General features: G+C 46.5%; 12 protein-coding genes. 3 read left to right on the forward strand and 9 right to left on the reverse strand.

What is annotated here, in order from left to right; genetic code table 11:
• Positions 1-24 precede the first annotated feature (24 nt).
• The 9 genes from AAC033_RS07285 to AAC033_RS07325 form a co-directional block, all read right to left on the reverse strand.
• Positions 25-2,316, reverse strand: a complete 2,292-nt coding sequence (locus AAC033_RS07285) for a family 20 glycosylhydrolase (protein ID WP_339736691.1) — start codon at positions 2,314-2,316, stop codon at positions 25-27.
• Between the two features lie 337 nt (positions 2,317-2,653).
• On the reverse strand, positions 2,654-4,006 hold the full coding sequence (locus AAC033_RS07290; protein ID WP_339736692.1) for a BNR repeat-containing protein: 1,353 nt from the start codon (positions 4,004-4,006) through the stop codon (positions 2,654-2,656).
• A gap of 74 nt (positions 4,007-4,080) precedes the next feature.
• Entirely contained in the window at positions 4,081-7,206 is a 3,126-nt protein-coding gene (locus AAC033_RS07295; protein ID WP_339736693.1) for a glycoside hydrolase family 2 TIM barrel-domain containing protein, read from the reverse strand.
• 221 nt (positions 7,207-7,427) lie between these two features.
• Positions 7,428-8,303, reverse strand: coding sequence for a discoidin domain-containing protein (locus tag AAC033_RS07300; RefSeq protein ID WP_339736694.1), 876 nt, complete (start codon positions 8,301-8,303; stop codon positions 7,428-7,430).
• A 32-nt stretch (positions 8,304-8,335) separates the two neighbouring features.
• Positions 8,336-10,027 (reverse strand): RagB/SusD family nutrient uptake outer membrane protein, encoded by a 1,692-nt coding sequence (locus AAC033_RS07305; protein WP_339736695.1) that lies wholly within the window; start codon positions 10,025-10,027, stop codon positions 8,336-8,338.
• A gap of 28 nt (positions 10,028-10,055) precedes the next feature.
• Positions 10,056-13,043, reverse strand: coding sequence for a SusC/RagA family TonB-linked outer membrane protein (locus tag AAC033_RS07310; protein ID WP_339736696.1), 2,988 nt, complete (start codon positions 13,041-13,043; stop codon positions 10,056-10,058).
• Between the two features lie 50 nt (positions 13,044-13,093).
• Positions 13,094-14,995, reverse strand: coding sequence for a RagB/SusD family nutrient uptake outer membrane protein (locus AAC033_RS07315; protein WP_339736697.1), 1,902 nt, complete (start codon positions 14,993-14,995; stop codon positions 13,094-13,096).
• 19 nt (positions 14,996-15,014) lie between these two features.
• Complete coding sequence (locus AAC033_RS07320; RefSeq protein ID WP_339736698.1) at positions 15,015-18,152, reverse strand: TonB-dependent receptor; 3,138 nt, start codon at positions 18,150-18,152, stop codon at positions 15,015-15,017.
• 205 nt (positions 18,153-18,357) lie between these two features.
• Positions 18,358-19,317, reverse strand: a complete 960-nt coding sequence (locus AAC033_RS07325; RefSeq protein ID WP_339736699.1) for a glycoside hydrolase family 16 protein — start codon at positions 19,315-19,317, stop codon at positions 18,358-18,360.
• Positions 19,318-19,667: 350 nt separating this feature from the next.
• Here AAC033_RS07325 and AAC033_RS07330 point away from each other — a divergent pair, with 350 nt between their 5' ends.
• The 3 genes from AAC033_RS07330 (at position 19,668) to AAC033_RS07340 (ending at position 26,499) form a co-directional block, all read left to right on the forward strand.
• Positions 19,668-23,789, forward strand: a complete 4,122-nt coding sequence (locus AAC033_RS07330; RefSeq protein ID WP_339736700.1) for a two-component regulator propeller domain-containing protein — start codon at positions 19,668-19,670, stop codon at positions 23,787-23,789.
• 298 nt (positions 23,790-24,087) lie between these two features.
• On the forward strand, positions 24,088-25,278 hold the full coding sequence (locus AAC033_RS07335; RefSeq protein WP_339736701.1) for a glycoside hydrolase family 43 protein: 1,191 nt from the start codon (positions 24,088-24,090) through the stop codon (positions 25,276-25,278).
• Positions 25,279-25,344: 66 nt separating this feature from the next.
• Entirely contained in the window at positions 25,345-26,499 is a 1,155-nt protein-coding gene (locus AAC033_RS07340; protein ID WP_339736702.1) for a glycoside hydrolase family 88 protein, read from the forward strand.
• Positions 26,500-26,519 lie beyond the last annotated feature (20 nt).

Below are 26,519 nucleotides of genomic sequence, written 5' to 3' on the forward strand. Positions count from 1 at the left end.
GCTTTTAGAAGACAGCTTCTTAAATTAATAGTGATAATTTTCCAATTTGATTTGGGAGAATTTCTCGTCACCCACTTTTTTTAAATCTACAATGAAATGATTCCAAGACTGCAGAAATCCTCCGATATTATTATTCAGGTAAATAATTTTGACTGGATGGGTTCCCCTGGCCAACGCGATTTGTGCGTTGTTTCGCGAATAGCGTTTCACTTCTCCGTTGTTGTTTACCAGGAGCCGATTGGCAATAAAAAGCTGGTCAAAATTGGTTTGAAATTCATACACACCATCTTCCGCAATTTCAATGTATCCTTCTAGAATGGCACCGGTTGGCTGCCGGTAGTTGTTGATGGTTCGCAGGGTTTTCTCATTCACCTGGATGGTTTTCCAGTCTTCCGCCGACTCCAGATCTTCAACCTTAACGAAGGTTCCTTCGGCATACTTCCCTTGCAAGCCCGTTTGGCTTGGTTCAACCGAAACAGGCGGTAGCAATTCTTGCTTTTCAACGGTGATGCTTCGCACCGGGCTCATTGTTCCTGTGTTCAGAACCGAACGGATCTTGACCGTAGCATTCTCGTTAAAAGTCAGCGGAGACTCATACGCCGTTGAGTTTTGATCCGGCTCGCTTCCATCAAGAGTAAACACCATTTTCAACGAGCGCGTGTTGGTAAACGCAAGCGTGGCTTCATCAGTAAATGCTAGCTGATCTACCGGCCCTTCGGGAAGCGGAATATGGTAGTTAATACCGTGCAAATCCAGCCGTACAAATTGCGGATCCATGCGTCTCAGAAAATCTTCATAAGCTTTATTTTCCTTTTGCGTCCAGCCCACTTCGGCCAGGGCAATAATACGCGGATAAATGCGGTATTCAAACAACTCAGGTGTGTACAGGTATTCAGACCACACATTGCCCTGCGTACCAAGAACATGCTTGGCCAATTCTCCTTCCAGATCGGCAGGTACCGGGTCGTAGCTGTATGATTCTTCCAGGGTGGTGTAACCGCCAATAGCTACGGGCTCCACTTTACTGTCGCCTTGGTAATGATCAAGATAAACCCAATTTCCGGGCGTCATCACCACGTCGTGCCCTTGCTTGGCGGCTTCAATACCACCAGCCTCACCACGCCAAGACATCACCGTAGCAGTCGGCGCCAGCCCGCCTTCCAGAATTTCGTCCCAGCCTACCATTTTCTTGTCATGAGCCAGCAACACCTTTTCAATGCGTTGTACAAAATAGCTTTGCAGCTCGTGTTCATCTTTCAGGCCTTCCGCTTTGATGCGCTTCTGACAGTCAGCACAATCTTCCCAGCGATCTTTCGGACACTCGTCTCCTCCAATATGAAAATATTCATAGGGAAACAGGGGCACCACCTCGTTGATAACATCTTCCAAAAAATGAAAAACTTCTTCTTTCCCAGCACAATACACATCGGGCTCAACGCCCCACACATTACGAACCTGAAAAGGGCCTCCGGTGCACGAAAGTTCAGGATAGCCCACCAGGGCAGCCAGCGAATGTCCCGGCAGTTCAATCTCAGGAACTACATTGATAAAACGCTCTGCCGCATAAGCCACCACATCCTTGATTTCGTTCTGGGTGTAATAGCCGCCATATTCACTGCCGTCACCCTCCGTTCGCACGGATCCAAGTTCGGTGAGTTTCGGATATTTTTTAATCTCAATGCGCCAGCCCTGGTCTTCGGTCAGGTGCCAGTGGAAGGTGTTCATTTTGAAGAGGGCCATGACGTCCAGTTGCTTCTTGATGAACTCGACCGGCACAAAATGCCGGCAAACATCCAGATGCATCCCGCGCCAGGGAAACCGTGGCTGGTCTTTAATCTGTACAAAAGGAACCACCCAATCCACATTGGCGGCCAATGTTTGGCTTTCAATTTGCGGTGGAAGTAACTGAAGCATGGTTACCAAACCATAAAAGCCCGCGCGCTCGGTCGATGCCCTGATCGTTACGCCATTTTTATCAACCACCAGCTCGTATCCTTCTTCTCCCAAGTTGGCTGAAGCATCAAGCTCGAGAGCAACGAAATTCTTTGCTGGTCTTTCAGAAACAATTTCCAACGCAAAGCCGGCGGCCTGCTGAAAACGCTGATTAATTAAACCGGCTGCCGACTTCAATGCCGGCGTGTCAGGAATGGCTAAGGCGGTTTTTGAGTTCATGGTGAAATAACCGTCGAGGGTAGTCATCTCATTGGGTTGTGGCACAATGGCCACTTCCGGTTGCTCAGGATAGTGTCCGGTTTGGCAGGCGGCAAGAAGTACCGCCAAAACCACGACTGAAAACGTGTTCTTTAGACTGGTCATACTGTCAATTTTTAGTTTGATTATCTTTTACTCCAGCTTGTTACACAAGTTGGTGCTATCCCAGTGCTTTCCCCTAAGCGAAAGCATCCGGTTGTATCAAAATTATTTTCACAAATATATCAAATTACGCGTGTTCGAACACACAGAAACAAGAAAGTTTTTCCAAAAGCGATCTGTTTTTTACTTGGTGTAAGAATCGATTTCACTATTAAACATTGACTATCAATCCACTTACCCAAGGGATGGGTATCAATCACCATACGGAACGAGCGATGAAAAGACAAGCTTTTTCGGCCAGTCACGATGAAGTCAGACGACATCCCTGAAGGAGATGTACTTACTCCTGAGTCTTCTGAAAAGTGCCCGTCATGTCTATCTCCAGTACATTCACCATTTGAGGTTCCAGGGCTACACTAGTTTCGCCTTGCCCCTGCCCCACTTTCTGGAAGTAAAGATGCAGCGTGTTATTGCGTCGAAGTAATTCTGTATCGTACGAAGGCTCCCAGCGGTCAACCGGAAAGGGACTGACAATTTGTGAGTTCCAGTTGAATGATTCGGAAATCGTTGTAGAAGCCAACACCACGTGATTGTCCACTTCCTCGTCACGATAAATCAGTGCCAACCGCTTTTTATCTCCGTTAGATAAAAACACCAACTGTGGGCGACTGATGGGAATACTTCGTGATCCCAGTCCACCCAGTTCAAAATCATGGGTGCGATTGGTCACCACCGAGCTTTTCCACTGCCCACTCTGTTTGAAAATCACATGAAATTGCGTGCAGCTGTCACCCTCAGCTTTGAAGTACGTGGCAATATAAGCATTACCCTCCCGATCTGCCGTCATCGAGGTTTGGTTGATCAAATTGCTACCTTGGGGAATCGCCTTTACGATTTCGGCAGTTGCTTCGATGATGGGGAGTTGGTAGCTTTCGCCCGTAGATTTCTTCCAGCTTAAACCACCATCTGAAGAAACGGCATAACACATATCATGGTTGGAGCGTACATCCGGTGTCTCGTGCCATACCCACGACACATGAATATGGCCGGCATCATCGACATACAGTTGCCAGTAGGCATTCCGCCGATTTTCGCCATCAACTAAGTTGCTTTGCAGGCGCTCCCAGCTTTGGCTTTTTAAATCATATCGATTCAGCACCAGGTTGCCGTTTCCCGAACCACCCTCCCGGTAGGCAAACAACAAGTCGCCTTTGGGCAAGGCATAAAACTCAGGATAGGAAACCACTTGTTCGTTTTCACCGGTCATAAATAATCGATCCCCCATGATCAATTCTTCGGGCTCCTTTCCCCTACAATAGTTTAGTGGATTGTTGTGGTGGTCCCAGCTCAGGTGCAGGTAGCCATCTCCATCTACCATCAGGCTGATCACGTTATGGGCATCACGCACGTTTCCTTTGTATTGCGTTTGGTGAAGTTCCCACTTATCGCTTCCATGTTTTCGGCGGGCCAGCACTACCGACGCAGAGCTGTCGTAGTAGGCCACAAACTGGTAATTTGCCGATGAAACTACCGAATTTCTTCTGAAAATAGTCGCATTCACACTGGTTTGTGACCAGCCTTCGCCGATCGGTACCAACGAAGCTGTAATATCGGTTTCGGGTTGATTTCCGGATTGGCAACCAACAACGGCCAATAAAAATACCCCGGCAATTAGTCTAATCATTTTCTTCATGGATCATTCATCGTTAAAGCCGAAAGGATGGAGGTTCGCTCCATCCTTTCGGCTTTCCTCAAGTAAGTAACAATCTATTGGATTGCTTGCAAAACAAAACTGTATTGATAGCTTGATTCTTCCAAACGGTATTGTTCGTGCGTCCAGGCACCCCAGCTATTGTCTCCACCAACACCGCATTGTGCCAAATCGATGTGTAAAAATACATCTTTCTTTGGATGAAGGTCTGATGCGTGCTGCTGTTTTTTGCTCAAGCCGGGGTCAAAGTCCTTGGTTTCGAAGTGAAGTGCGCTGGTGCTTAGCGGCTGTAGCCCTTTCACCATTAAGCCTCGGCCATCCTGGTTCGTCAGGCTTAGCCAGCGAACATCTGTTTTGTAGCCATTCTCCTGGGGACGTGCGTAAGGTACGTATTGGTTGGCAACCGAGCTGGAGTGAATTCCGATGAATGTTCCGTTATTGCGGTCGTTGTAGTTTTCCCACGGGCCACGACCATAGTACTCAAATTGGTCGAATGCTCCGGGAATACGCACAACCATACCGAAGCGCGGCAGTCCGGGAAGAAGATCCGGGCCGGCCTGGTATTTGACGTCAATTCTCAAATGTCCGTCTCCTGTCATAGCATACACCAATTGGTAATCTGATTGTACATCGTTGAGAAACATATCGGCTGTAACAACCACGGCATTCCCGATTTCTTCGGCACGAATATTCTTCAAGCTGCGGTTAATGCCAGCTGTTCTCCACACATTGGCGCGTATGGGCATGCCATTCCCAAAATCATTGTCGGTTGGTGCACGCCAAAACTCAGGAGTCAGCTCTGAGCTAATCAGCCATTTTCCATTTACTGCAAAGCGGTTGAGCAATCCGGATCGCTTACTGATTCCCACTTCAACACCCGCGGCCTTAATGGTAATCTGATGGTTGTTTTCTTCCAGGGTTGGTTTGGAGTCCGAGCTAAGTTCTTTCCCGAAAAAGTTAGTCGACTCAAAAACCATCTGGTTACGTGCCACCTCATGCCCTGCCGGAAGCATTCGTGTTTCTGCCTTGGTGTAGGCATAAAAATCAAGCAAATATTCCACCCCGGCTTCCGGTTGAATTTCAGGCAGGTCAATGGCTACTCGTTGGGTTTTCCCAGGTTTGACGTTGGTGGTGAATTGACCTTCAGCTTCTTTCTCGCCATTTTTCAGCAGCACCCATTTAAAATTAAATTGCTCCAAACTGATGAAGGAAAATTCGTTGAAGATTTCCAATTCCCCTTTTTCAAGATTGATGGCCGAAACATGGATATCTTGGTAGATATGTTTGACTTCTTTTAACCCGGGATGCGGGGTACGATCGGCGGAAACCAGCCCATTGAGACAGAAGTTTTCATCGTGGGTATATTGCTGGCCGCCCAAATCACCGCCATAAGCCCAGTATGCCCGTCCTGCTTCATCTTGAGTTAGCAGGCCCTGATCAACCCAATCCCAGATAAAACCGCCTTGCATGTGTGACTTGGAACGAATCAGATCCCAATATTCCTTGAAGTTTCCGTTGCTGTTCCCCATGGCATGTGAGTATTCACACATGATGTAGGGACGCCCGGGATTTTCTTTGGCAGCATATTCGTTCATGCTGTTCATTCCAGGATACATGGGAGCTACAATGTCGGTGTTGGCATTTTGCCCGGCTTGCTCTGACTGAACCAAGCGGCTGTCGTCCCGTTCTTTAATCCATTCGTAAGCATCGTGGAAAACTTGTCCGTTTCCACATTCATTGCCTAAACTCCAGATAATAACAGAAGGGTGGTTCTTATCGCGCTCCACCAATCGTTTGACGCGGTCCATGTGGGCGGCATGCCATTCGGGCAGGTAAGCCGGATGTTTTGATTTGTCGAACCAACCTTGCCACTCGGCTCCCATTCCATGAGTTTCAATATTGGCTTCGTCAACGAGGTAAAGGCCATATTCATCGCAAAGCGAATTCCACAAGGTGCTGTGGGGGTAGTGCGAGGTCCGCACGGCATTGATATTGTGTTCCTTCATCACTTCAATGTCTTTCAGCATGGTGGCCCTATCCACATAATGCCCCGTGGTTTGGTGATGCTCGTGCAGGTTGACGCCCTTGACAACAACGGGCTGGCCATTGATCAACAATTGGCTGTTTTTCAGTTCGACGGATCGGAATCCGATTTTTTGCGATGTTGTTTCAATCAGCCTCCCATCAGCACCGTAGAGCGACAACAGCAGCTGATACAGATTGGGCGTTTCAGCACTCCACTGCCGCACATTCTTAACAGTCGTGTTCACCTTTACATCCGTTGTGGCAACGCCATCCAGGTTCCACTTTTCCTTCTTCCTGAAAACCTGTTTCCCATCCGCATCCAATAAGTTTAGTTGAAGTGATCCCGCCGCTGGTTTATCGGTGAAGTTATTTAGGCGCAGGTCAAGCGAAAAGGTGCCGTTCTTGTAGGCTTTATCCAAACCCGCTTTCACAAAGAAATCGTCAATACGGATTTGATCGGTGCTGTAGAGAAACACATTCCGTTCAATTCCGGAAAGGCGCCAGAAATCCTGATCTTCCAGGTACGAACCATCACTCCAGCGATAGACTTCAACAGCCAGACTGTTACTTCCCGGACGAACGTATTTGGTAATATCAAACTCTACCGGGCTTTTGGTAACCTGGCTATAGCCCACCTTTTCGCCATTTACCCAAACGTACATCGCTGATGTTCCGGCTTCAAAATGCAGATAAACACGGCGCCCAGCCCAATCCTGAGGCAGCTCGAAACTGCGGCGATATGAGCCGACCGGGTTATGGGCATGATCGATGTAGGGAGGATTTTTGGGGTGCGGGTAAGCCACATTGGTGTAAATGGGTGTTCCATAGCCTTCCAATTCCCAGTTTGCGGGAACTTTGATGTTGTCCCACGAACTTACATCAAACTCCTTTTTGTAGAAATCAACCGGGCGCTCGGCAGGCGTATACACCCAATTAAATTTCCAGGTTCCGTTTAAATCCAGAAAGTAAGGAGATTTTGAGTAATCATTTTCCAGCGCAGATTGCTCATCGGCATAGGGTAAGAAGGTTGCACGTGGCTCTTCCTTGTTGATGCCAAATATTTCCGGGTTTTCCCAGTCGTTGATGGACGCAGTCGGCTGCGCGATTCCGCTTAGAACGAGCAGAAGTAAGCCAGCCAGCAATAGCATATTCTTCATATTAATGTCTATTTGTGTTTCAATTGTCATTACAAAATTTTCCGGTAAGCATATCTGTATGTTATTTTTTCTTTGGCCTCTGCCATTCCGGCATGTTTCGTCGTAAATTTATTGCCAGATTTTAAAAATGCCCCGTAGGGCATTTTTTTCATTGAGTAGTAGCTGTGAGTGGAACCAAAAGCAGTTTTGCCCTGGTTCCACAGTGAATTGCAACAATCTATTTATAATTCAGGATCGTAGGTTTGAATATCAACATCAAACAGTGCAAATTCGGCCATGTTGAAATAGTTCTTGCTTCCGTAGGTTTGTAAAACATTGTAACGGAAGAAAGTGAACGGATTTTCCGGCTCAAAAATTTCTGAGGTATATTCTGCTCCTCCGCCCGAAGGCAGTCCTCCCTCGATTGTAGCGATGGTTTCCCAGTTTTCGCCGTCATTGCTAATCTGGATTTCCACGATTTGAGCACCTACCTGCGACCAAGCCCTGTTTTGAAAATAAAACTGGAATGCCTGAATCGGTTCTACCAGATCAACCTGAATGTATTGGGGCATCGGAATTTGAGGAGAGCTCCAACGTGTATGGAAGAAGCTCCCTGCGTTTCCATCAACAAGGTTGGCAATGGGCCCTTCGGACGGCTCCTGATTGTTGGTGCTCAGCTGATCAGCCGTCAGATTAACTTTCGATGACGAAATGGTAACAGTAGCCGGTGCTTTATCCGAAACAGCTGCTACTGTTGTAATCTCACTGCCCACATTAGCCAGGCTAAAGGTTTGAACCCGGAATTCGTACTCACCAAATTTGGCCCGGGTGTTGTCAATCAGCATAGAATCCGCGTAGCTACTGGCCACACGAACGACTTCTTTTTCAGTCAGGTGATCAAAATAGCTCACCTGTACGTAGTAGTATTCCGTACTCTCCGGCAGATCCCAGTTCAGTGCAATTTGACCTGGAAGCGGTGTGCTTACAATATTGCTAACAGGTGCCGGGATGCTGCTTACAGCTTCAGGATACTCAATGGCCTGATAGTCTTCTTCGCAACTGGTTAAACCCAAAGACAAGGCAGCGAGTCCCAACGTATAAATTAAAGTCTTCTTCATTTGTTCTTTATTTATAAGATTGAATCATCTGTTTAATTCCATCCCGGATTTTGAACCAGGTTGTTGTTTTTTCTGATTTCCTGGTCTGGGATCGGAGAAAAATACATTTTGTCATTCCACCCACGTTCGCGAATCAAACGAGTATAGGTGATTTCTTCGGTATCCGGATTCTGCGACAATTTCATCAGGGTCACTTCGCTAAATAATTCACCTTTTTTCCAGCGTCTTACATCCCAGAAACGATGTCCTTCAAATGCCAACTCGACCATGCGCTCGTTCATGTACCGTGCTTCAAACTCCTCGTTACTCAATCCAATCGGTAAGTCGGGCATTTGCACATCCGATCGCTGGCGAATTTCGTTGACCGCTTCACGAGCCGACAAGGTAAAAGTAGCATCGGTCGCATCGGCTGATCCCAGTGTGTGGAAAACGGCCTCGGCATAGTTTAGGTAAAATTCACCCAAGCGGAAGGTAATCCACGAGTGACGCTTGCTGTTGGTACTGTTGGGTTGTAAATCAACTGTAGCATCCAGGTATTTTTTGAGATAATAGCCTGTTGGCGTTGCGCCGGCAATCGGAGCGCCGTTTACACCTCCTGTAAAGGTTTCCAAAGCACGGCTGTTGTAATTTGGCCAGCCCGTATCACCATTTTTAGCGATCGTCATAGCAAATCGCGGATCTCGTCCTTCATAAGGTTTTGAAGGATTGAATCCACTTCCTGGCTCGTCCCACGCCAAGCCTGTGGCCTTCATTTCATAAGCATCAACCAAGGTTTGTGTGGGGCAGTTTCCTGAACGTCCTCCTTCAACACCCACCGGAAAGTTGTTACGCTCCAAGCTGTTGAGATCTCCCACCTGCCGGGCAAAAATAACTTCACTGGCTTTGTAGTTCTCCGTTCCCCAAAGGGCAGAATAGTTTCCCAGGCTAATGCCATATTCGGCACAAGAGTCCAGAACGGCTTTGCTCGCCGTTGCCGCATTTCTCCATTTGGCTACATCCTGCGAGGGATTTAGCAGTGGACTTGCGGCGTAAAGCAAAGTACGAGCTTTCAGTGCCAATACTGCGGCACGCGTAATACGGCCAGTTTCAGCAAAATTCAGGGACGAATAAGATACAGGCAGATGATTGATAATGGCATCGCACTCATCGGCAATGAAGCTGATCACATCTTCGGCCGGAGTCTGCGAAACTGAATTGGCTTCCGCTTCAGTCAATACCGTGGTTACCAGCGGAACATTACCATATTCGCGTACCAGGTTAAAGTAGAAATAAGCTCTCAAAAAGCGCACTTCATATTGGTAGCGGTTGAACTTCTCCATTTGCTCAAAGTAGTCCTTGTTGTTTTGAAATTCATCAAACGTCTGATCCTTGGCTTCCACAAGGAAAAGGTTTGCAGCACGAATAGCGGCATAGGAGTTCGACCAGGTTGATGAAATACTGTTGATCGGGCTCCAGGCACCATTGTAAAAATCGTGGATATTTGAAATGGACCAGGCAAACTCAGACTCGTCAGTTGCCGAGGCCAGCATGGCACCATTGCCGTAATTTCCAAAGTCATAGTCCAGTTGCCCGTAAATGTTGGTTACGAAGCTTTCGGTACGGTTAAAACTTTCGAAAATATCTTCTTTATCGTAGCTTACGATCTCATTGTAGTCCATCATTTCGCTGCAACTGCTAAGCAGGACGAGGCCACATAAACCGATAATTAGATTCTTTATCTTCATAATATTATGATTCTTAATTGTGTGAAAATTACAGTCCAATTGCAACGCCGATGTTAATCGATTTCGATGTTGGATAAGAAACTCCAATGACTTCCGGATCTGAAATATCAATCCCGTCAATACTGAACAAATCCATTCCTCTCACATAAAGTTTAGCAGATTTCATTCGCAGATTCTCCAAGACCGATTTTGGCACTTTATAGTACAGCTCAATGGTCCGAAGTTTCAGGAACGAGGCATCAGCAATCCAGATGGAATTGTTCCGGTAGTTGTTATCATTGCTTTCGGTGGTGAGCCTTGGATACCTGGCAAACACGTTTGCCGGGGTCCATCGATTTTCATAGTAATGATTCGAAATGGTGGTATTGTCGACCAGCGGACGATAAACACTTTTGGTGTTTAACAGAGCGCTGTAGTTGGCCGCACCCTGAAACAACGCATCAAACCCTAGCCCTTTGTATTCAGCTCCAAGCTCAAATGAGAAGTAAGCCTCTGGAACAGCAGTATTGTAGCCCATAGGCACAACATCAAATTCGTTGATGAATCCATCCTCGTTCTGATCCTTATATTTGATATCTCCTGGTTTTACTGCTGAAAACTGCTGAACCGGGCTGTTGGCGATCTCAGCTTCATCAATGAAGAATCCGACGGCCTGCAGGCCAAACAATTGGCTCACCGGCTGACCGGTTGTTTTCAAATAGTCATAAGCCCGTGGAGCCTCCAATTGTTCAACGATCTCATTTTTAGCCAAAGTGTATTTGGCTCCAACAAAATAGCTCAAGTCGCCTTTGATTTTCTCATAGTCAATGCCGATCTCAATACCACGGCTATCAACAATACCAGCGTTCACATAGGCTGAAGAAGCACCCAGAACAGCTGAGTTTTGTCCCGATTCAGGAACGAAAATATTACTTCGGCGTTCGAAATAACCATCGGCGGTAATCGTCAATCCTTTGTACAGCACAGCATCAAGTCCGAGATTATATTTAAATGCTCGTTCCAGTTTAAAATCGCGGGTGGGCAGCCTGCCTTCGCGAATTCCCCCGTAGGAGTTAAATCCATCGGTAAACGGGTAGCTGCTGCCCCCATCGTAACTTTGTTCCCAAATGTTTACGGCGGGAATGTAATCGGAATTGATCATACCGGCTGATGCCCTTAATTTCAAAAAATCTACCGCGCCAATCCCTTGCATAAAGGATTCGTTGGAGATTACCCAGGCAGCAGACAAGGTTGGTGAAAAACCATACTTATGATTTGGCGCCAAACGGTTCGAGCCGGAAACCACCAAGGCCAGATCAGCGATGTACTTATTGTGCATGGTATAATGCGCGTACCCAGCCAGATTTTGACGGTTGTAGGTGTTGTGTTGTCCGTTGAAAACAATACGCTCCTGCGAATAGATTAGCGAAGTGAACAGCTCACTGCTGGTGAAGCTGGCTTCGTAATCGAGGTTGGCCAAAAAGTTGAAATGCCGGTTTTGAGTGCCCAGCGAGCGAGAGAAACTCAGGTCACTTGATTCACCACCAGCGGTGCGGATCGTATCCACCGGAATACCATTGTTGAAGCCCAAACGGTCGCTTGCATATTGGTAACCACGCGTTTTTCCTTCCCAAAACTCAGCATAGTTATCGTATCCAATCCGGAACGAACCACTCAAGCCTTCGGTAATCAGATCCAAGTCCTGAGTCAGTTTGACATCGGCAAACAAGGAACGGGCGTGAGAACGGGCGTAGCCGGTGTTTTGAACCCCGGCAACCGGGTTGGTGGTTGTCCAGGTTTCGTTGCCACCCCAGATTCCATCATACGTTTTAATGGGATAAGCTGCTGAAGGCAAGGTGTACAGGTTGTCCATCAAGGTTCCGTGAATTCGGCCAGGACGATTATGTTCGGAAATAATCCCCAGTAAATTCACTTCAGCTTTCGTTTTCTCACTCAGGTCAACATCCAGGTTGGTGCGAATATTGGCTTTCGAGTATTTCATTTGGGTGGAATACCCATCATTCGTTTCGGTATCTTTTATGAAGCCGCTATTGTCTTCGAGGTTTAACAAGGTGTAGTATCTCATTTTTGAGCCGCCGCCACGAATACCAACATTGTAAATGTTTGAAGATCCTTCTTCTTTCAGGGTTTCATTCACCCAATCAACGTTCGGATACAAAAAAGGAGCAGTCCCATTCTTTAAGGCATCCATTTCGTAGGCGTTGTATTTCGCAGGCTGTCCGTCGTTCTCCAATGCTTCGTTATAAGCGCTGGCGTAAGTATAGCCGTTGGCAAAATCGGGCAAACGCAAAGGCGTGGTAAAAGCATGGTCGTAGCTTACGTCGATGTCCATGCTGTTGTAACGTCCCCTTTTGGTTGTTACTGAAATTACGCCATTGATTCCTCTGAATCCATATAGTGCGACTGCTGCTGCATCTTTTAGGATGGAAACCGATTCAACTTCTTCGCGTGACAAAGTTCCGATGGAGCGTTCCAACCCATCGACCAGCACAAGTACATTGTTGTTCGATAAGGTTTTCAAACCACGAATGGAAAAGTCAGCATAATCTTCCCAAACCGCTCCTCCATTTTGCATGGAAGTTAAGCCCAGCGCATTTCCGTACAAGGAGTTGCTCAGGCTTAAAGCTGAGCTCCTGTTAATTTCTTCGGAACTGGTTGTTGAAATCGATGCGGTTGACTCGGCCATTCTCTGGCTAATACCAAAACCTAAGTTCACGGGCTTTGATGCATAATCAATGACCACTTCAATGTCATTTTGATCGACCACCTCGGCAGTTGTTGTTTCCAGTTCCCTGGTAACAATGGCCAGTTGATCGCCCACTTCGACGCCAATGGCAAAGTTACCGTAAGCATCCGTTGAAACGCGAACTTCGGGATTACTGACAAGAGAAATTAATGCGCCTGACACCGGCTCGCCCCATCGGTCAGTTACTTTGCCCGTAATCAAGTCAGACTGTGCAAAGCTTCCGATGCTTAGCAAGCAGAGCATCGCTAATGCTAATATTTTTGTTTTCATATGTTTTATCACTGTCATAGTAAACAATTCTTTATTCAAATTACTATTCATTACCATCCCGGATTCTGTGTCAAACCGTAGTCTTTATTTACTTCAGAGGGAGGGAAAGCTGATAAATACCATTTCGGATTAAATTCTCCTGTAACCCAGAAATTACGTCTTGGTTTTTGTAATTCGAATTTGGTATAGGTAAATTCAGTTGGGCGTTGACCCCGCTCCGAGGCACTCTTGTCAGACCATGATTGCTCCAGTCCGTCGGCGCGGTAAGTTGCTAGCCCGTGTAGTTGGGTGGTAAAGCGGTCGGCCATTTTGTTCCTGATCATGTCGAAGAAACGGACATCTTCAAATCCGAGTTCGATGGCACGCTCGCGAAGGATCTCCTTCATTAAGGATTCTTCATCCTGAAGGTTCAATCCCGGGTTTGATTCGGCGAGCCCAGCCAGTCCAACGCGTTCACGAACAGCATCGACGCTGGCAATCGCTTCATTGTATCTTCCGGCTTTCGTTAGGGCTTCAGCATAAATCAGGTAAATTTCCGAAACTCGTAAGTAAGGCCACAAGGTTGGTTTCGCCGTATTTTTTGCGAAGTCGAGCACAAACTTATAGTTGGCGTAGCCCGTAGCAAATTGGCCTTCCTCGTTGGCCGGTCCTTGCTGTGCTTCACGTCCTCCAACCCACAGTTCGGCCTGGCGTCCCTGGTACTCGGCACCATTCACCAAAACAATTTCATACAAACGAGGATCGCGCTCGGTGTGAATTTTGCTCACTTTGCCAGCGTCAGTCCAGTCGAACGGTGATCCATCGCTCATGGGGAACATGTCCACAAACTCCTGGGTTGGCGTAAACGCGCCATACATGCTCGACTGAGGGAAGTAGTAATTCCAGTCCCAGTTTCCCGCGCGGTAGCGAATACGGGTAGAAATCAGCATCTCCGGGTTCGGTCCGCCGGATCCCCTTAAAGAATAGGCATCGCGATAAGCGGTGCGGTACACATTGTCGTACTTGGTTACGTCCAGTCCGTTATCGGTTGCTGGCTGGAGCAAACCATAAACACCGTTGGCATCTACCTCGCGGAAGAAATCCTCGCAAGCATCAACGACATCATTCCATAACTCAGGCTTATAGCCACCATACCAGACATGGTTGTTCTGAACCGCTTCCTGTGGCCCTTCGGTTGAATAGGGAGCCGCATCGTTAAACAGCGGGCTAGCTGCGAACAAGAGAATCTTTGTTTTCAGTCCCATGGCAGCAGCCTTGGTAAAGCGTCCATCCCAGTTTGAAATATCGGCTGCGTCCAGCGTCCACGGAAGCGTAGCTGAAGCTTCATCCAGTAAGTTCACCATAAAGTTCACGGTCTCTTCAACTGTTGCCCGTGGATTTTCGTAAGTCTCATTCACATCCCAGGCATGATCGGCCAAAGGCAGGCCACCATAGTGACGGAACAGGTCAAAATAACGGCTGGCGATAATCACTTTGGCTTCGCCTTTTAACCGCTCTTTTTCATCGGTGGTCATGTCCGGAACACGGTCTACATTTTCAATAAAAAGCCATGCCTTGCGAACGGCCTGCCATACTTCTTCCTTGTTATATCCAAAGCGGGTGTGTGAATCTGAATCTTCCAATCCTGCACTGTAACTCCCGGAGTAGTACATCCGGTTTACGCCATCCCAGCTCAGGTGACTATGGTAACAGTCGGAAAGGGCTTCGAACATCCCCATATTCATTTTGCCATCCACTGCATTCCAGTAGCTTGGAAGAGCGTAGTACAAATTACTGTAAGTATTCCATAAAAAGCGCCTGGCATATTCTGCCTGCGTAAAGATTGTATCGGCCGTAACATCTACGCCCGGCTCCTTTTCCAGAAAGTTGTCTCCAACTTTGAATTCATCAACACAGGCATTGAATGAAAATGCCGCGATGATGAATGTTATGATTCCTATTTTTAATTTCATTTTTCTGCTTTTTAATTGGTTAAAATCCAACTTTCACACCGATGTTAAATACTTTGGTTAATGGATAAGCTGGTCTGGAGCTCGTTCTTGATTCAGGGTCAGCAATATTCAGTTTGTCAATGGTTATTAAGTTATAGCCATTGGCAAAAAGTCGTAAACTTGAAATTTTTGCTGTCTCCATGAAGGGAAAGTCCAGATTGTACCCCATTTCGATGTTTTTTAGACGAACGTAGCTGGCATCAACGAGAAATAGTGTCGAAGCAGCTGTATTGTTAGTGCGTCCTGTGAGCGATGCGCGAGGCAAGGTTGCTGTTTCTGCCGTTTCTGGCGTCCATCGGTTTTCATATTGCGCAAGCAACAAACCCCGGTTTCTGGTTTCACCCAGTGGGTCGCGAAAAGTTTCTTCCAGCAGACGCGAAGTGTTCCAAGCTGTGTTGACCAGCATACTGAAGTCGAAGTTTTTGTACATAAAACCAACAGTAAATCCTGCACTATATTCCGGATTGTTGGTGTAGCCTTGCGCTGAAATATCATCCGAATCGATCACGCCGTCTTCGTTAAGATCAACATAAACAGCATCTCCCGGATTCAATCCGCCGGCATGCTCAGCAATATCAGTTCCGTGCTGTGCTTTATAGCGGTCATTAGCAGTCTCATCGTAAAAGCCCCAGAAGGTTCTAACGAACGGCTGCCCAACGGGATTTCCGGTTCGCCACATGTAATCTTCGGTTGGAGGAACTTCATCTTGCTCAATGATTTTATTGCGGGCAAATGAGAGGTTACCGTTGAACCAGTATTTGAAGTCTGAGCCAATGGAGTCGTCCCATTTCAACGAAAGCTCGTACCCTTTGTTTTCAACAATTCCCTTGTTTAGCGGAGGAAGCGACATGCCCAGGTATCCGGGAATTGAGTTCATGCGAATTAAGATATCTTCGCGTCGGTTAAAGAAGATATCTCCCGAGAATTTCAGGCGATCATCCAAAAAGCTGACATCCACCCCGTAGTTTTGCTTGTACTCCTTTTCCCAGGTTACATCCTGGTTATTCAGGTTTCCTTCGTAGGCTCCCGGTTGGTTGCCGCTGACATTAGTTCCAAAGTTGTAACCATCGCCACCTAAGACATAGGAGTTTGGAAGATATAGGAATCGAAGCGCTGTTCCTCCGTCGTAAAGTCTGTCGTTGCCAACAATTCCGTATGAACCGCGGATTTTCAGGTAATCAATAACGTTTTGGTTTTGCATGAAAGCTTCTTCGGAGACAATCCAACCCGCTGAAAATGCAGGAAATAATCCGTAACGTTTTCCAGGAGCAAAGTTTTCAGAACCGTTGTACCCAACGTTAATATCGAACATGTAGCGGGTTAAGTAGTCGTAGGTAACACGCCCAACCATGCCAATGTAACCTGAAGGAATATCGGTGTAGGTGGCTGGGTAATACGTTTTCGACTGGTTATATAACGCCAGGGCGCTGAAGTTGTGCGCACCAATTTTCCGTGCATAGTTCAAACTGAGTTCTGTGTACCAATTTCTTCCGGAACCAAAGCTTTCGCTGAATCCCAATTGGGCATCATCGCCGCTTTTTCGCAACACCACTTCGCCATCATCGTTCAAAACAGTTGTGTATGAAGGAATTGAAGAACTGCGTTGCTTGTTATGTGTATAGTTGGTGTTGTACGAGCCTTTTAGTTTGGTATACAGTCCTTCTGTAATGAAATCCAACTTTTGCTCCAACATTAAGTCTACATTCAGCGAGTTGTTAACCCGGCTGTTATACCCCTTTCCGTAGTATGGATCCAATCCGTCGCTTCCCGGGCTGTCAATATAATCCGAGTTGGTTTTAATCCATTTGCCATCAACGATCCCGGCTCCGGCAAAGGGAGTTGCCCAGTACAAGTGACGGAACAACTGGTTCTGATCTTCGTTCGAAATTGGTGTGTTTTTATCCGACACGTAGCCACCCAGGTTAATGGACAGCATCGTGCTTTCGGTGACATCAATGTCCAGGTTTGCCCGGTAGTTGTAGCGTTTGTAGTCGAAGTTGAAATCGTATCCTGAATCAAAGGTACGGAACAATCCTTCCTGGGTAAGCGCGCCCAATGATACGAAGTAACGAACTTTTTCAGTTCCCCCAGAGATGTTCATATTGTGCTGAGACTGCATGGCTGCTGGTTTCAGCACCATATCCATCCAGTCAACATCAGGATAAATGAGCGGATTGCTGTGGTCTTTGAACGCTTGAAGGACCTCTGGTTTGAACTTCAGGTTCTCCGGATCCACACCGTCATTTAGTTGAGCTTCGTTGTAGTAGCTGGCATATTGATAGCTATCGGCAAACTCGAGTAAACGGGTTGGCACCTGCACGCCAACTGAACTCGATAGGGAAATTTTCGCCTTTCCTTCTTTACCCCGCTTGGTGGTGATCAAGATAACCCCGTTGGCTCCGCGTACACCAAATACCGCAGTTGAGGAGGCATCTTTCAGAACGGTGATATTGTCCACTTCGTTGGGATCAATTTGAGTGAAGTCGCGTTCTACGCCATCAACCAGAATAAGTGGGGCGGCACTGTTTGAGTTCAGGGTTCCCTGTCCACGAACAAAGATATCCGGGTTATCGGCTCCTGGCTCGCCCGAAAATTGGACCGCTGTAACCCCCGAAAGTTTTCCAACCAGGGCATTTCCCAACGATGCAACCGGCGCTTTTAGCAGATCTTCGCCTTCCACCGATGAAAGGGATCCGGTAATGGTCACCTTCTTCTGTGTTCCATAGGCAATGACCTGAACCTCATCAATTCCGATGGTTTCATCCTCCAGAACGACATCAATGGTGGTCTTATCTCCCAGTTCTACCTCTTTTGTTTTCATCCCTACAAAAGAAAAAACCAATGTTTTCACCTCTTCTGAGGTCCGCAGGACGTATTTCCCGTCAAAATCAGTCACGGTACCATTAGTTGTTCCGGCAATCACAACGCTGACTCCGGGAATTCCTTGTCCGTTGGCATCAGTGACTGTTCCTTTAATTTCTCTCGTTTGCTCAGCCTGCATTGAGCTGGCAAATGAGTTTGTTCTCTGCGATAAAAGGTTGTTTTTGGTTGTTTGGGAATTGCTGTTTGCCCATGAGGTAACGATCGCTGCCAAAACAAGAACAGTTACCAGTTTCATTCGCAACAATTTTTCAGCAATGCTCCCGCGGGGAGAGCATTCCCTTTGACATTTTTTTTCCATAAATTTGAAAAGTTTACATGAGAGTTTATAGTAATCGTACTTCCAAGCCGTCAGATCTATCCGCCGAACGGCTTTTTTTATTTGTGTTATTTCATTTTCTCTTCCAGACATGATTCGCTTTATCAGATTCCTTCTACTTAAGCTAATTGAGTTGTTTGTACACCCGCACATAATCCACCTCGAAATTTATCGGAAACTTGGAATTTGACGGGTCGCCACCGTTTGATCCGATAGCCAGGTTCAATAGCAGATAAAAATTCTGGTCACTTGTAAACGGATTCACCCCATCTGGATTCACTGTTTTGTGCAATGGAATCTCATTCAGTAATTCTCCATCCAGAAAAAGCTGAATGGCATGCTCATTCCATTTCATGGCCCAGGTATGAAACTTTTCCACCCACGTTGGATCTTTGGGCAGAAAGTGATCCAGCTTGGTGGTGGAACTGTCCCACTCGCCCCGGTGGGCTGTTGACGAACCCCAGGCCACGTTGGCCAAAATATTCGGCTCACCATTGATCCTGTAGAGTTCCATAATATCAATTTCACCGCAGTCGGGCCAGTAGTTTTCAGTACCCAGCAGCCAGATTGCGGGCCACGAGCCTTGCGAAGAATCGACCTTAGCACGGATTTCGAAGTATCCGAACGCCGGCCATTCCTGAAGGTCTTTTGTAATTACACAAGCCGAAGTATAATGGGCTTCCTCACGGCTTGTCTTCCAGCTTTGCTTAAGCGGGTTGTACTCCGGATTGGCGACAGTCTCTCTTCGCGCTTCAATAACCAGGCGACCGTTTTCGCATCGGGCATTTTGTGGTTGGTACCATTGGAGTTCCTGATTGCGAACAAAGCCATACTCATAGTTCCAGTTATTCGCATTGGGCCTTCCTTCCTCTTCAAATTCATCATGCCAGATGAGCATCATTCCAGGTATTTCAGAAGGCCTTTTTTTGTCGATATCGGCCGTGCCATTTCGTTTGCCAGAGCTGGCATCTGCCGCAAAGCTGATAGAAGTCGTGAAGACAAGCACACCAATCAGCTTGACCGTCGATCCTTTGAAAAAATGGATGCTGGCTTTCCATCCTGTTTGGTTTAAACGTTTCCTCATTGTTACCATTTTTTTATCTTTTGCCAATTCGATATTGGGACGGTACAAAAAAGGGGAAAGAAACAGAGGGCTGCTTGCATGAAATCGACATTTGCTGTCAGAAAATTGAACCGGCTTGAACTTTTTCGAAAATAACTAGTACAAATCTGACTTAAGAAGAGAAGATGGACTCCGAAAAGTGCCAGACCAACAGTTCTCCGACGCGTCTATATCATTCAATAACAGAAACTAATGCAGTTTACGTTTCAATTTACCCAGGTTCATAAACACCTTCTATGGTATTCTCAGTTCATTTAACGATTTTATAATTTTTGCTTGTGTTTGACTTCTAGGAGATTAATTTTGTCGGCATGCGTGTTATTCATCTCATATTGGGTTTTCTACTGTTAGCCACATCAGTTCTTTTGGGACAAGATGAATTGAACTTTAACCATCTTTCCATCAAAGACGGTTTTGTTGACAGTAAAGCCAATGCCATCATTCAGGATCAAAAAGGATTTATATGGATTGGAACGTGGAACGGCCTGAACCGATACGATGGCTACTCGGTGAAGACTTACCAACCCAGTTTTCATGATTCGACGACCATTACCAATCGCGAAGTAGTTGAACTACTCGAAGACCGGGCAGGAAATATCTGGATTGGGACTTCTTCGGGGCTGAATCGTCTGAATCCGTCGACCGGGCAGATTATGACTTATGATTTTCAGAACCGGATCATTGCGCTGCTCGAAGACGATCAAAACCAGCTATGGATCGGAACATGGAACGGGGGACTATTCAAACTTGACCCGGAAACCGGAGAGCGAAATCACTATTTATCCAGCGAGATCATCAGCGATATCCATGAAGATTCACGAGGATTACTTTGGGTAGCCAGTTACAACGGCTTGATCCGGTTTGATGGAGAAAATGGTGCGTACCAGCGCTATTTACCAGGGCAGGGCCAAAACTCGATCAGTAATGGAAGTGTTACACAGATCGTAGAATCAGCAGATGGCGACTTGTGGATAGGAACCTGGGGTGGCGGATTAAATAAAATCACCGTCTCTGATCATGACGACAGACCTCACTTCAAGCACTATAGGACACGCCCGGGGGGCCTGGCCTCAGATGTAATTTACAAGCTCTTTTACGATGCGTATCAAAACCTCTGGATTGGAACCTGGAATGATGGATTGAATCTTTTGAAGCCCGAACAGCAAAATGTTGATCCTGAACAAGCCCGGTTTCTACTTTATAAAAATAGCCTGAATGATCCTACCAGCCTGTCAGGAAATGGGATTTCATCTTTGATGGTCGATCGCTCGGGAGTTTTGTGGGTAGGCGCCGCCACGATTGATCGGACAAGCATTGTGGATACCGGGATTAAACGCTATAAGATTGATCCGAAAGAACAGGCCTCAAATTACACCATACGCGCCATGAGCAGGCGCGAAGACCAATTGTGGCTGGGAAGTAACCGCGACCTGAGGCTGTATCAGCGAACGGACGATGTGTATGAATTCGAGCAAGATTTTCCGAAACCACATTACTGGCATGGGCAAACCGAATATATCGCCAATTCGATCCTTTCCCTGGCTACCGACACTTCAGGACTGTGGGTTGGAACTGAAGACGCCGGCTTGATTTATTATCCGGTTGAAGCCGGCTCCAAAGCAGCGATCGGAAAGGCGGAATATTTCAACCAACAAACCAGCCCGGCCATTCCCGGAAATAAAATCTCCAGTCTGGTAATTTCGAAAAAACATGCAGGGGTAATCTGGATCGGCACCCTACATAGTGGATTGGCTAAAATGAGTCGCTACAACGGCCGCAAGGAGACCAAAAATTTTGGTGCCGGAAACAGCCAGGACTTTCTGTCGGATAACAACATTCGCATCATCTATGAAGATGCGACTGGCTTGGTCTGGATCGGAACGCAAAATGGACTAAATTGCTTCAATCCTGAAACCAACAAGTTTGAGCGGTTCTTCTATTCTGTCGCAGACACCACTTCCATTAACGACAACATTATCAATGCGATTTACGAGGACAGCAACGGTAGTCTTTGGGTTGGAACCAACTCCGGGCTCAACAAAGTTATTCACGATGAATCCGGGAAGGTGAAAAAATTCTCCTTCAAGGGTTATCCTTCGACCAGCAACTTAAGTAACGAGGTGGTGACCCATATCCTGGAAGACGATTCGAAGAATCTGTGGATCAGACTTTACTCCGGCATTGTCAAATTCAACCTGCAAACGGAGGATACAGAGTATTTCTTAGCCGATTATGAAAATGGCAATTTCGAACGTAATACTTCTGTTAAAACCACCGACGGGTTGTTTATTATCGCCAACCCATCCGGATTTATAACCTTCTACCCCGATAGCCTTTACAAGCATACGATACCTCCAAAAGTTTGCATTACCGATTTGCTGATATACAATGAAAGCGTGAATGTACGCAAGCAGTCGGAAAGTGACACGGTTCTTAGTCGAACTGTTCCATACCGCAATCAGGTTGATTTATCCTACACCGATAAAATGCTGACCTTTATGTTCTCGGCGATGGACTATAACAACCCGGCTAAAAACAGTTATTACTACCAATTGGAAGGATTTGACGACGACTGGAATGAGATTGGTTCGCGCAATACGGCTACCTACACCAATATTCCACCAGGCGAGTACATATTTAAGGTAAAGGCCACCAACAGCAATGGTATCTGGAGCGAAGATGAGGCAACGCTCCACATATATATTCGCCCACCATGGTGGAAAACAACCTGGGCTTACCTGTTTTATATTCTGATATTCATTGGTCTTCTGTACTTCTTCCAGGAGTATTCTTTCATCAAGGCTCATGCAAAAAGTGAGTTGATGTTTGAAAAGCTGAAGAACGATGAAATGTACCGGCTGAATGAGATGAAATCGAATTTCTTTACAGACATCACCCACGAACTGCGCACTCCACTCACCTTGATTCTTGGTCCGGCGAAAGAGTTAATGACCGATAAAACACTAAGTAGTTATGGAATAAAGCAGGCAGGCCTGATTCAGAAAAGCGCCAACAAATTGTTGCGCATGGTAAACGAGTTGATGGAGTTCCGCAAAGTTGAGATGGGTGTCATGGATCAAATGCATCTTCAGCGTTGTGATTTGGCAGAGTTAATCAATGACGTGTATCTATCGTTCAAACCGATGGCCGAATCGCGCGCAATGAAGCTGAATGTTTCCATCGAAAAAAGTCCTTTGGTTGCCTTTATAGATCCGGACAAAATTGAAAAGGTGCTCTTCAACCTGGTCTCCAACGCATTCAAATACTCGCCCGACGGTGGAAGGATTGACCTGCGTGTCCGAGTCGAAGAGGTACTAAAAGGCCATCCGTTAGTTCGCATAGAAGTTGAGGATACCGGAATTGGGATTGAAACAGAACACATCGACAGAATTTTTGGGCGCTTTTACCAGGTCAACCAGCTTCGCACACAAAGCACCGGAGGCATTGGTTTGTTTTTGTCGAAAGCATTGGTGGAACAACACCACGGCCAGATTGAAGTGCGAAGCGAGCCCGGTAAAGGTAGTTGTTTTAGTGTCGTCATACCAGTCCAGGCAGAAGAGGAAATGGCCAACCGAATCCGTTTGACGGAAGCAACGGCACCAGTTGCTGAAACGACTTCTGAATCCGATGTTATATTACAAGAAAAGGCCGTTGATCCAGAAGAAAAACCTTTGATTCTGGTGGTTGAAGATGATCCCGAATTGAATGAATTTTTGGTGGCTGGCCTGTCTTCAGAATTTCGCATAATCAATGCCTATAACGGACAGGAAGGCTTGGAGAAGACCAGGGCCTCATTTCCCGATCTCGTCATTTCTGACATCATGATGCCCAAACTGGATGGTTTTGAGTTTTGTAAGCAGCTTCGAAGGGACATTACCGTGTCACACATACCGCTGATTTTTCTGACCGCTAAAACCATGCACGAAGATGAAATTAAAGGGCTGAGACTTGGTGCAGTTGACTATATTTTCAAACCATTCGACCTGATTGCCCTCAAGCTGAAGATTCAGAATATTTTTGACATCCGGCGCACCATGCAGGAACGAATCAAGAAAGAGCAAATCCTTCAGCCAGAAACGAAGGAGTTGCCTTCACTCGACGAGATCTTCCTGAAGGATGCCGTGGAATCAGTTAAAAAACATTTGGATGACTCGAACTTCGATGTCGAGCTTTTTGCTACTGATTTGGGGGTGAGTACGAATAATGTGTATCGGAAAATTAAAGCGCTTACCGGCCAAACGGCCAAAGAGTTCATTCGGAACCAGCGACTAAAACATGCAGCCGGATTGCTGGTGCAGCAAAAACGATCCATCTCCGAGATTATTTACATGGTAGGATTTGCCAGTCCATCGTATTTTACGCGCTGCTTCAAGGAGTTTTATGGATGTACGCCCAAAGAATACATTGAACGACACAACAAACAGAAAAAGTGAGACTGCCTCCCCTACTCATAGGTGGGCAGAATTTTCATTCCTGTCTTTTTACACTGGTTTTCAAGACCCCTAAAAGATAAAAATTGAAGCGAAGATCGATTTTGTTATAGTTTCTTTTGTTTTTCTGGCATTCTCCCAAAGTTCCTTCCATTATTTTTGGACACAGAATCCAGCGCCATTTCTGTGAAGGCACGACGAGCCATTTTAGACGTCGCGGTTCCTTGTCTATTTTCAAATTTAGAAAAAGGCTCCCTGAATTTTGCTTGACACTTAACTCTATAATATAACTTTCAAAATCATGACAATTCCAATTTCTACTTTCAAACGGATCAAAATCCTTTCGCTTTTCATTCTGGCTGCTTTTGCTCTTGCTTGTTCAAGTTCCAACTCAACCGATTCAGAAAAAACCTACCATAATAACTTTCAACCCGGCCAAATCTGGTTGGATTCCGACAGCGTTCATGTCAATGCTCATGGTGGCGGAATTCTGGTTTACGAAGGAGTCTACTACTGGTTTGGTGAGCATAAAACAGCTGGCCGAGGCGGAAATTCGGCTTTGGTTGGAATTGGTTGCTATTCATCCACCGACCTATACAACTGGAAAAACGAAGGAATTGCGTTGGCTTCAGTTGAGGAAGAAGGAGCTGACATAGAAAAAGGCTGTGTAATGGAACGTCCCAAGGTCATTTACAATGCGGAAACCGAAAAGTTTGTGATGTGGTTTCATTTGGAACTGAAAGGAAAAGGCTATGAAGCAGCCCGAACAGCGGTAGCCGTTAGTGACCATGTTACCGGGCCTTTCACCTATCTCCGTTCGCTTCGCCCCAATGCCGGTCAGTGGCCCATGGAATATACCGAGGCTGATAAAACCCAGACATTTGAATCCGAACTGGAGTGGTGGACACCCGAGTGGATGGAAGCTTTGAAAAAAGGCTTGTTTGTGGCCCGTGATTTTGAAGGAGGACAGATGTCGCGCGACATGACTTTGTTTGTTGATGACGATGGTACAGCTTATCACATTCATTCTTCGGAAGATAACTTGACGTTACAGATTTCCGAATTAACATCGGACTACACCGATTTTACCGGAAAATATACCCGTCTGTTTCCCGGCGGACACAATGAGGCGCCAGCCATTCTTAAGCGCAACAACAAGTATTACATGATCGCCTCGGGATGCACCGGCTGGGATCCAAACGCAGCTCGCTCGGCAGTGGCCAGCTCCATCTGGGGGCCTTGGAAACAGCTAGGGAATCCTTGTGTTGGCGAAGGTGCCGACCTGACTTTTGAGTCACAGAGTACTTTTGTTCTGCCGGTTCAGGGTATGGATGATGCCTACATTTTCATGGCCGATCGTTGGCGCCCCAAAGATCCCATTGACGGACGCTACATCTGGCTGCCAATCACCTTCGAAAATGAAAAACCAGTCATCAAATGGTACGACGAATGGGACTTGACTGTTTTTGATTCACAGACGGTTCAGAAATAGTCATTATTTTACGATCTTCCGCTGTGAAATGCGTTTTGCTAGTCCTTATCTTTAAATGTATTTAGAATGATGAATAAACGAATCAATTTTTCACAATTTTTCATTGCAGGCCTACTTTTCACATTGTCTTTTTCTTGCTCTGAAAAACAATCGGAGAATTTGCCGACGGCCGAGGCCGTGAAAACGACGCTGATTAAGGTGAACGATTACTGGCAACAAGAAAATCCTGAACATCATTGGGCGTTTTGGGATCATGCCGCCTATCACACAGGAAATATAGAAGCGTATAAAATCACCGGACTTCAGTCTTACCTGAATTATTCGCTCGCCTGGGCGGAGAAGAATGAGTGGAAAGGAGCCAAATCGGATAATAAGGCCGAATGGAAATATCACTATGGTGAAAAAGATGATTTTGTCCTGTTCGGCGACTGGCAGATTTGCTTTCAAACTTACATCGATCTGTTTCACCTGACCGAGTCCAAAGATTCGGCTAAAATTGCCCGTGCGCTCGAAGTGATGGAATACCAGATGGCTACCGATAGGTTGGACTACTGGTGGTGGGTTGACGGATTGTATATGGTGATGCCCGTTATGACGAAGCTGTATCATGTGACTGGCAATGAACTGTACCTGGAGAAACTGCACGAGTACTTCGCCTATGCCAAAAGCATCATGTATGATGAGGAAACCGGCCTGTTTTTCCGCGATGCCAAGTATGTCTATCCCAAGCACAAATCGACAAACGGACTCAAAGACTTTTGGGCCCGGGGCGACGGGTGGTTGTTTGCCGGCTTGGCTAAAATACTTCAGGATTTACCCGAAGATTACATCCACCGCGACGAGTTTGTTTCAGTTTATCAAAAAATGGCCGGGACACTTAAGAATGCGCAGCAACCAGAAGGATACTGGACCCGCAGTCTTCTGGATCCGGAACACGCCCCCGGCCCCGAAACCAGCGGAACGGCCTTTTTCACTTATGGCTACCTGTGGGGAATCAACAACGGGCTTCTTTCCGAAGAAGAATACCTGAAAACAGTGCTCAATAGCTGGAATTATTTGACCTCCACTGCCATTCAGGAAAATGGACACGTCGGCTATGTACAGCCTATTGGCGAACGCGCCATTCCCGGCCAGGTGGTCGATGAAAACTCAACGGCCAATTTTGGGGTTGGTGCCGTTCTATTGGCCGCTTCGGAAATGTATCGATATGTGAAAAATTAGTTAGTTAGTTAGTTAGTTAG

Source organism: uncultured Sunxiuqinia sp. (genome assembly GCF_963974515.1).
In the GTDB taxonomy this organism is placed as follows: domain Bacteria; phylum Bacteroidota; class Bacteroidia; order Bacteroidales; family Prolixibacteraceae; genus Sunxiuqinia.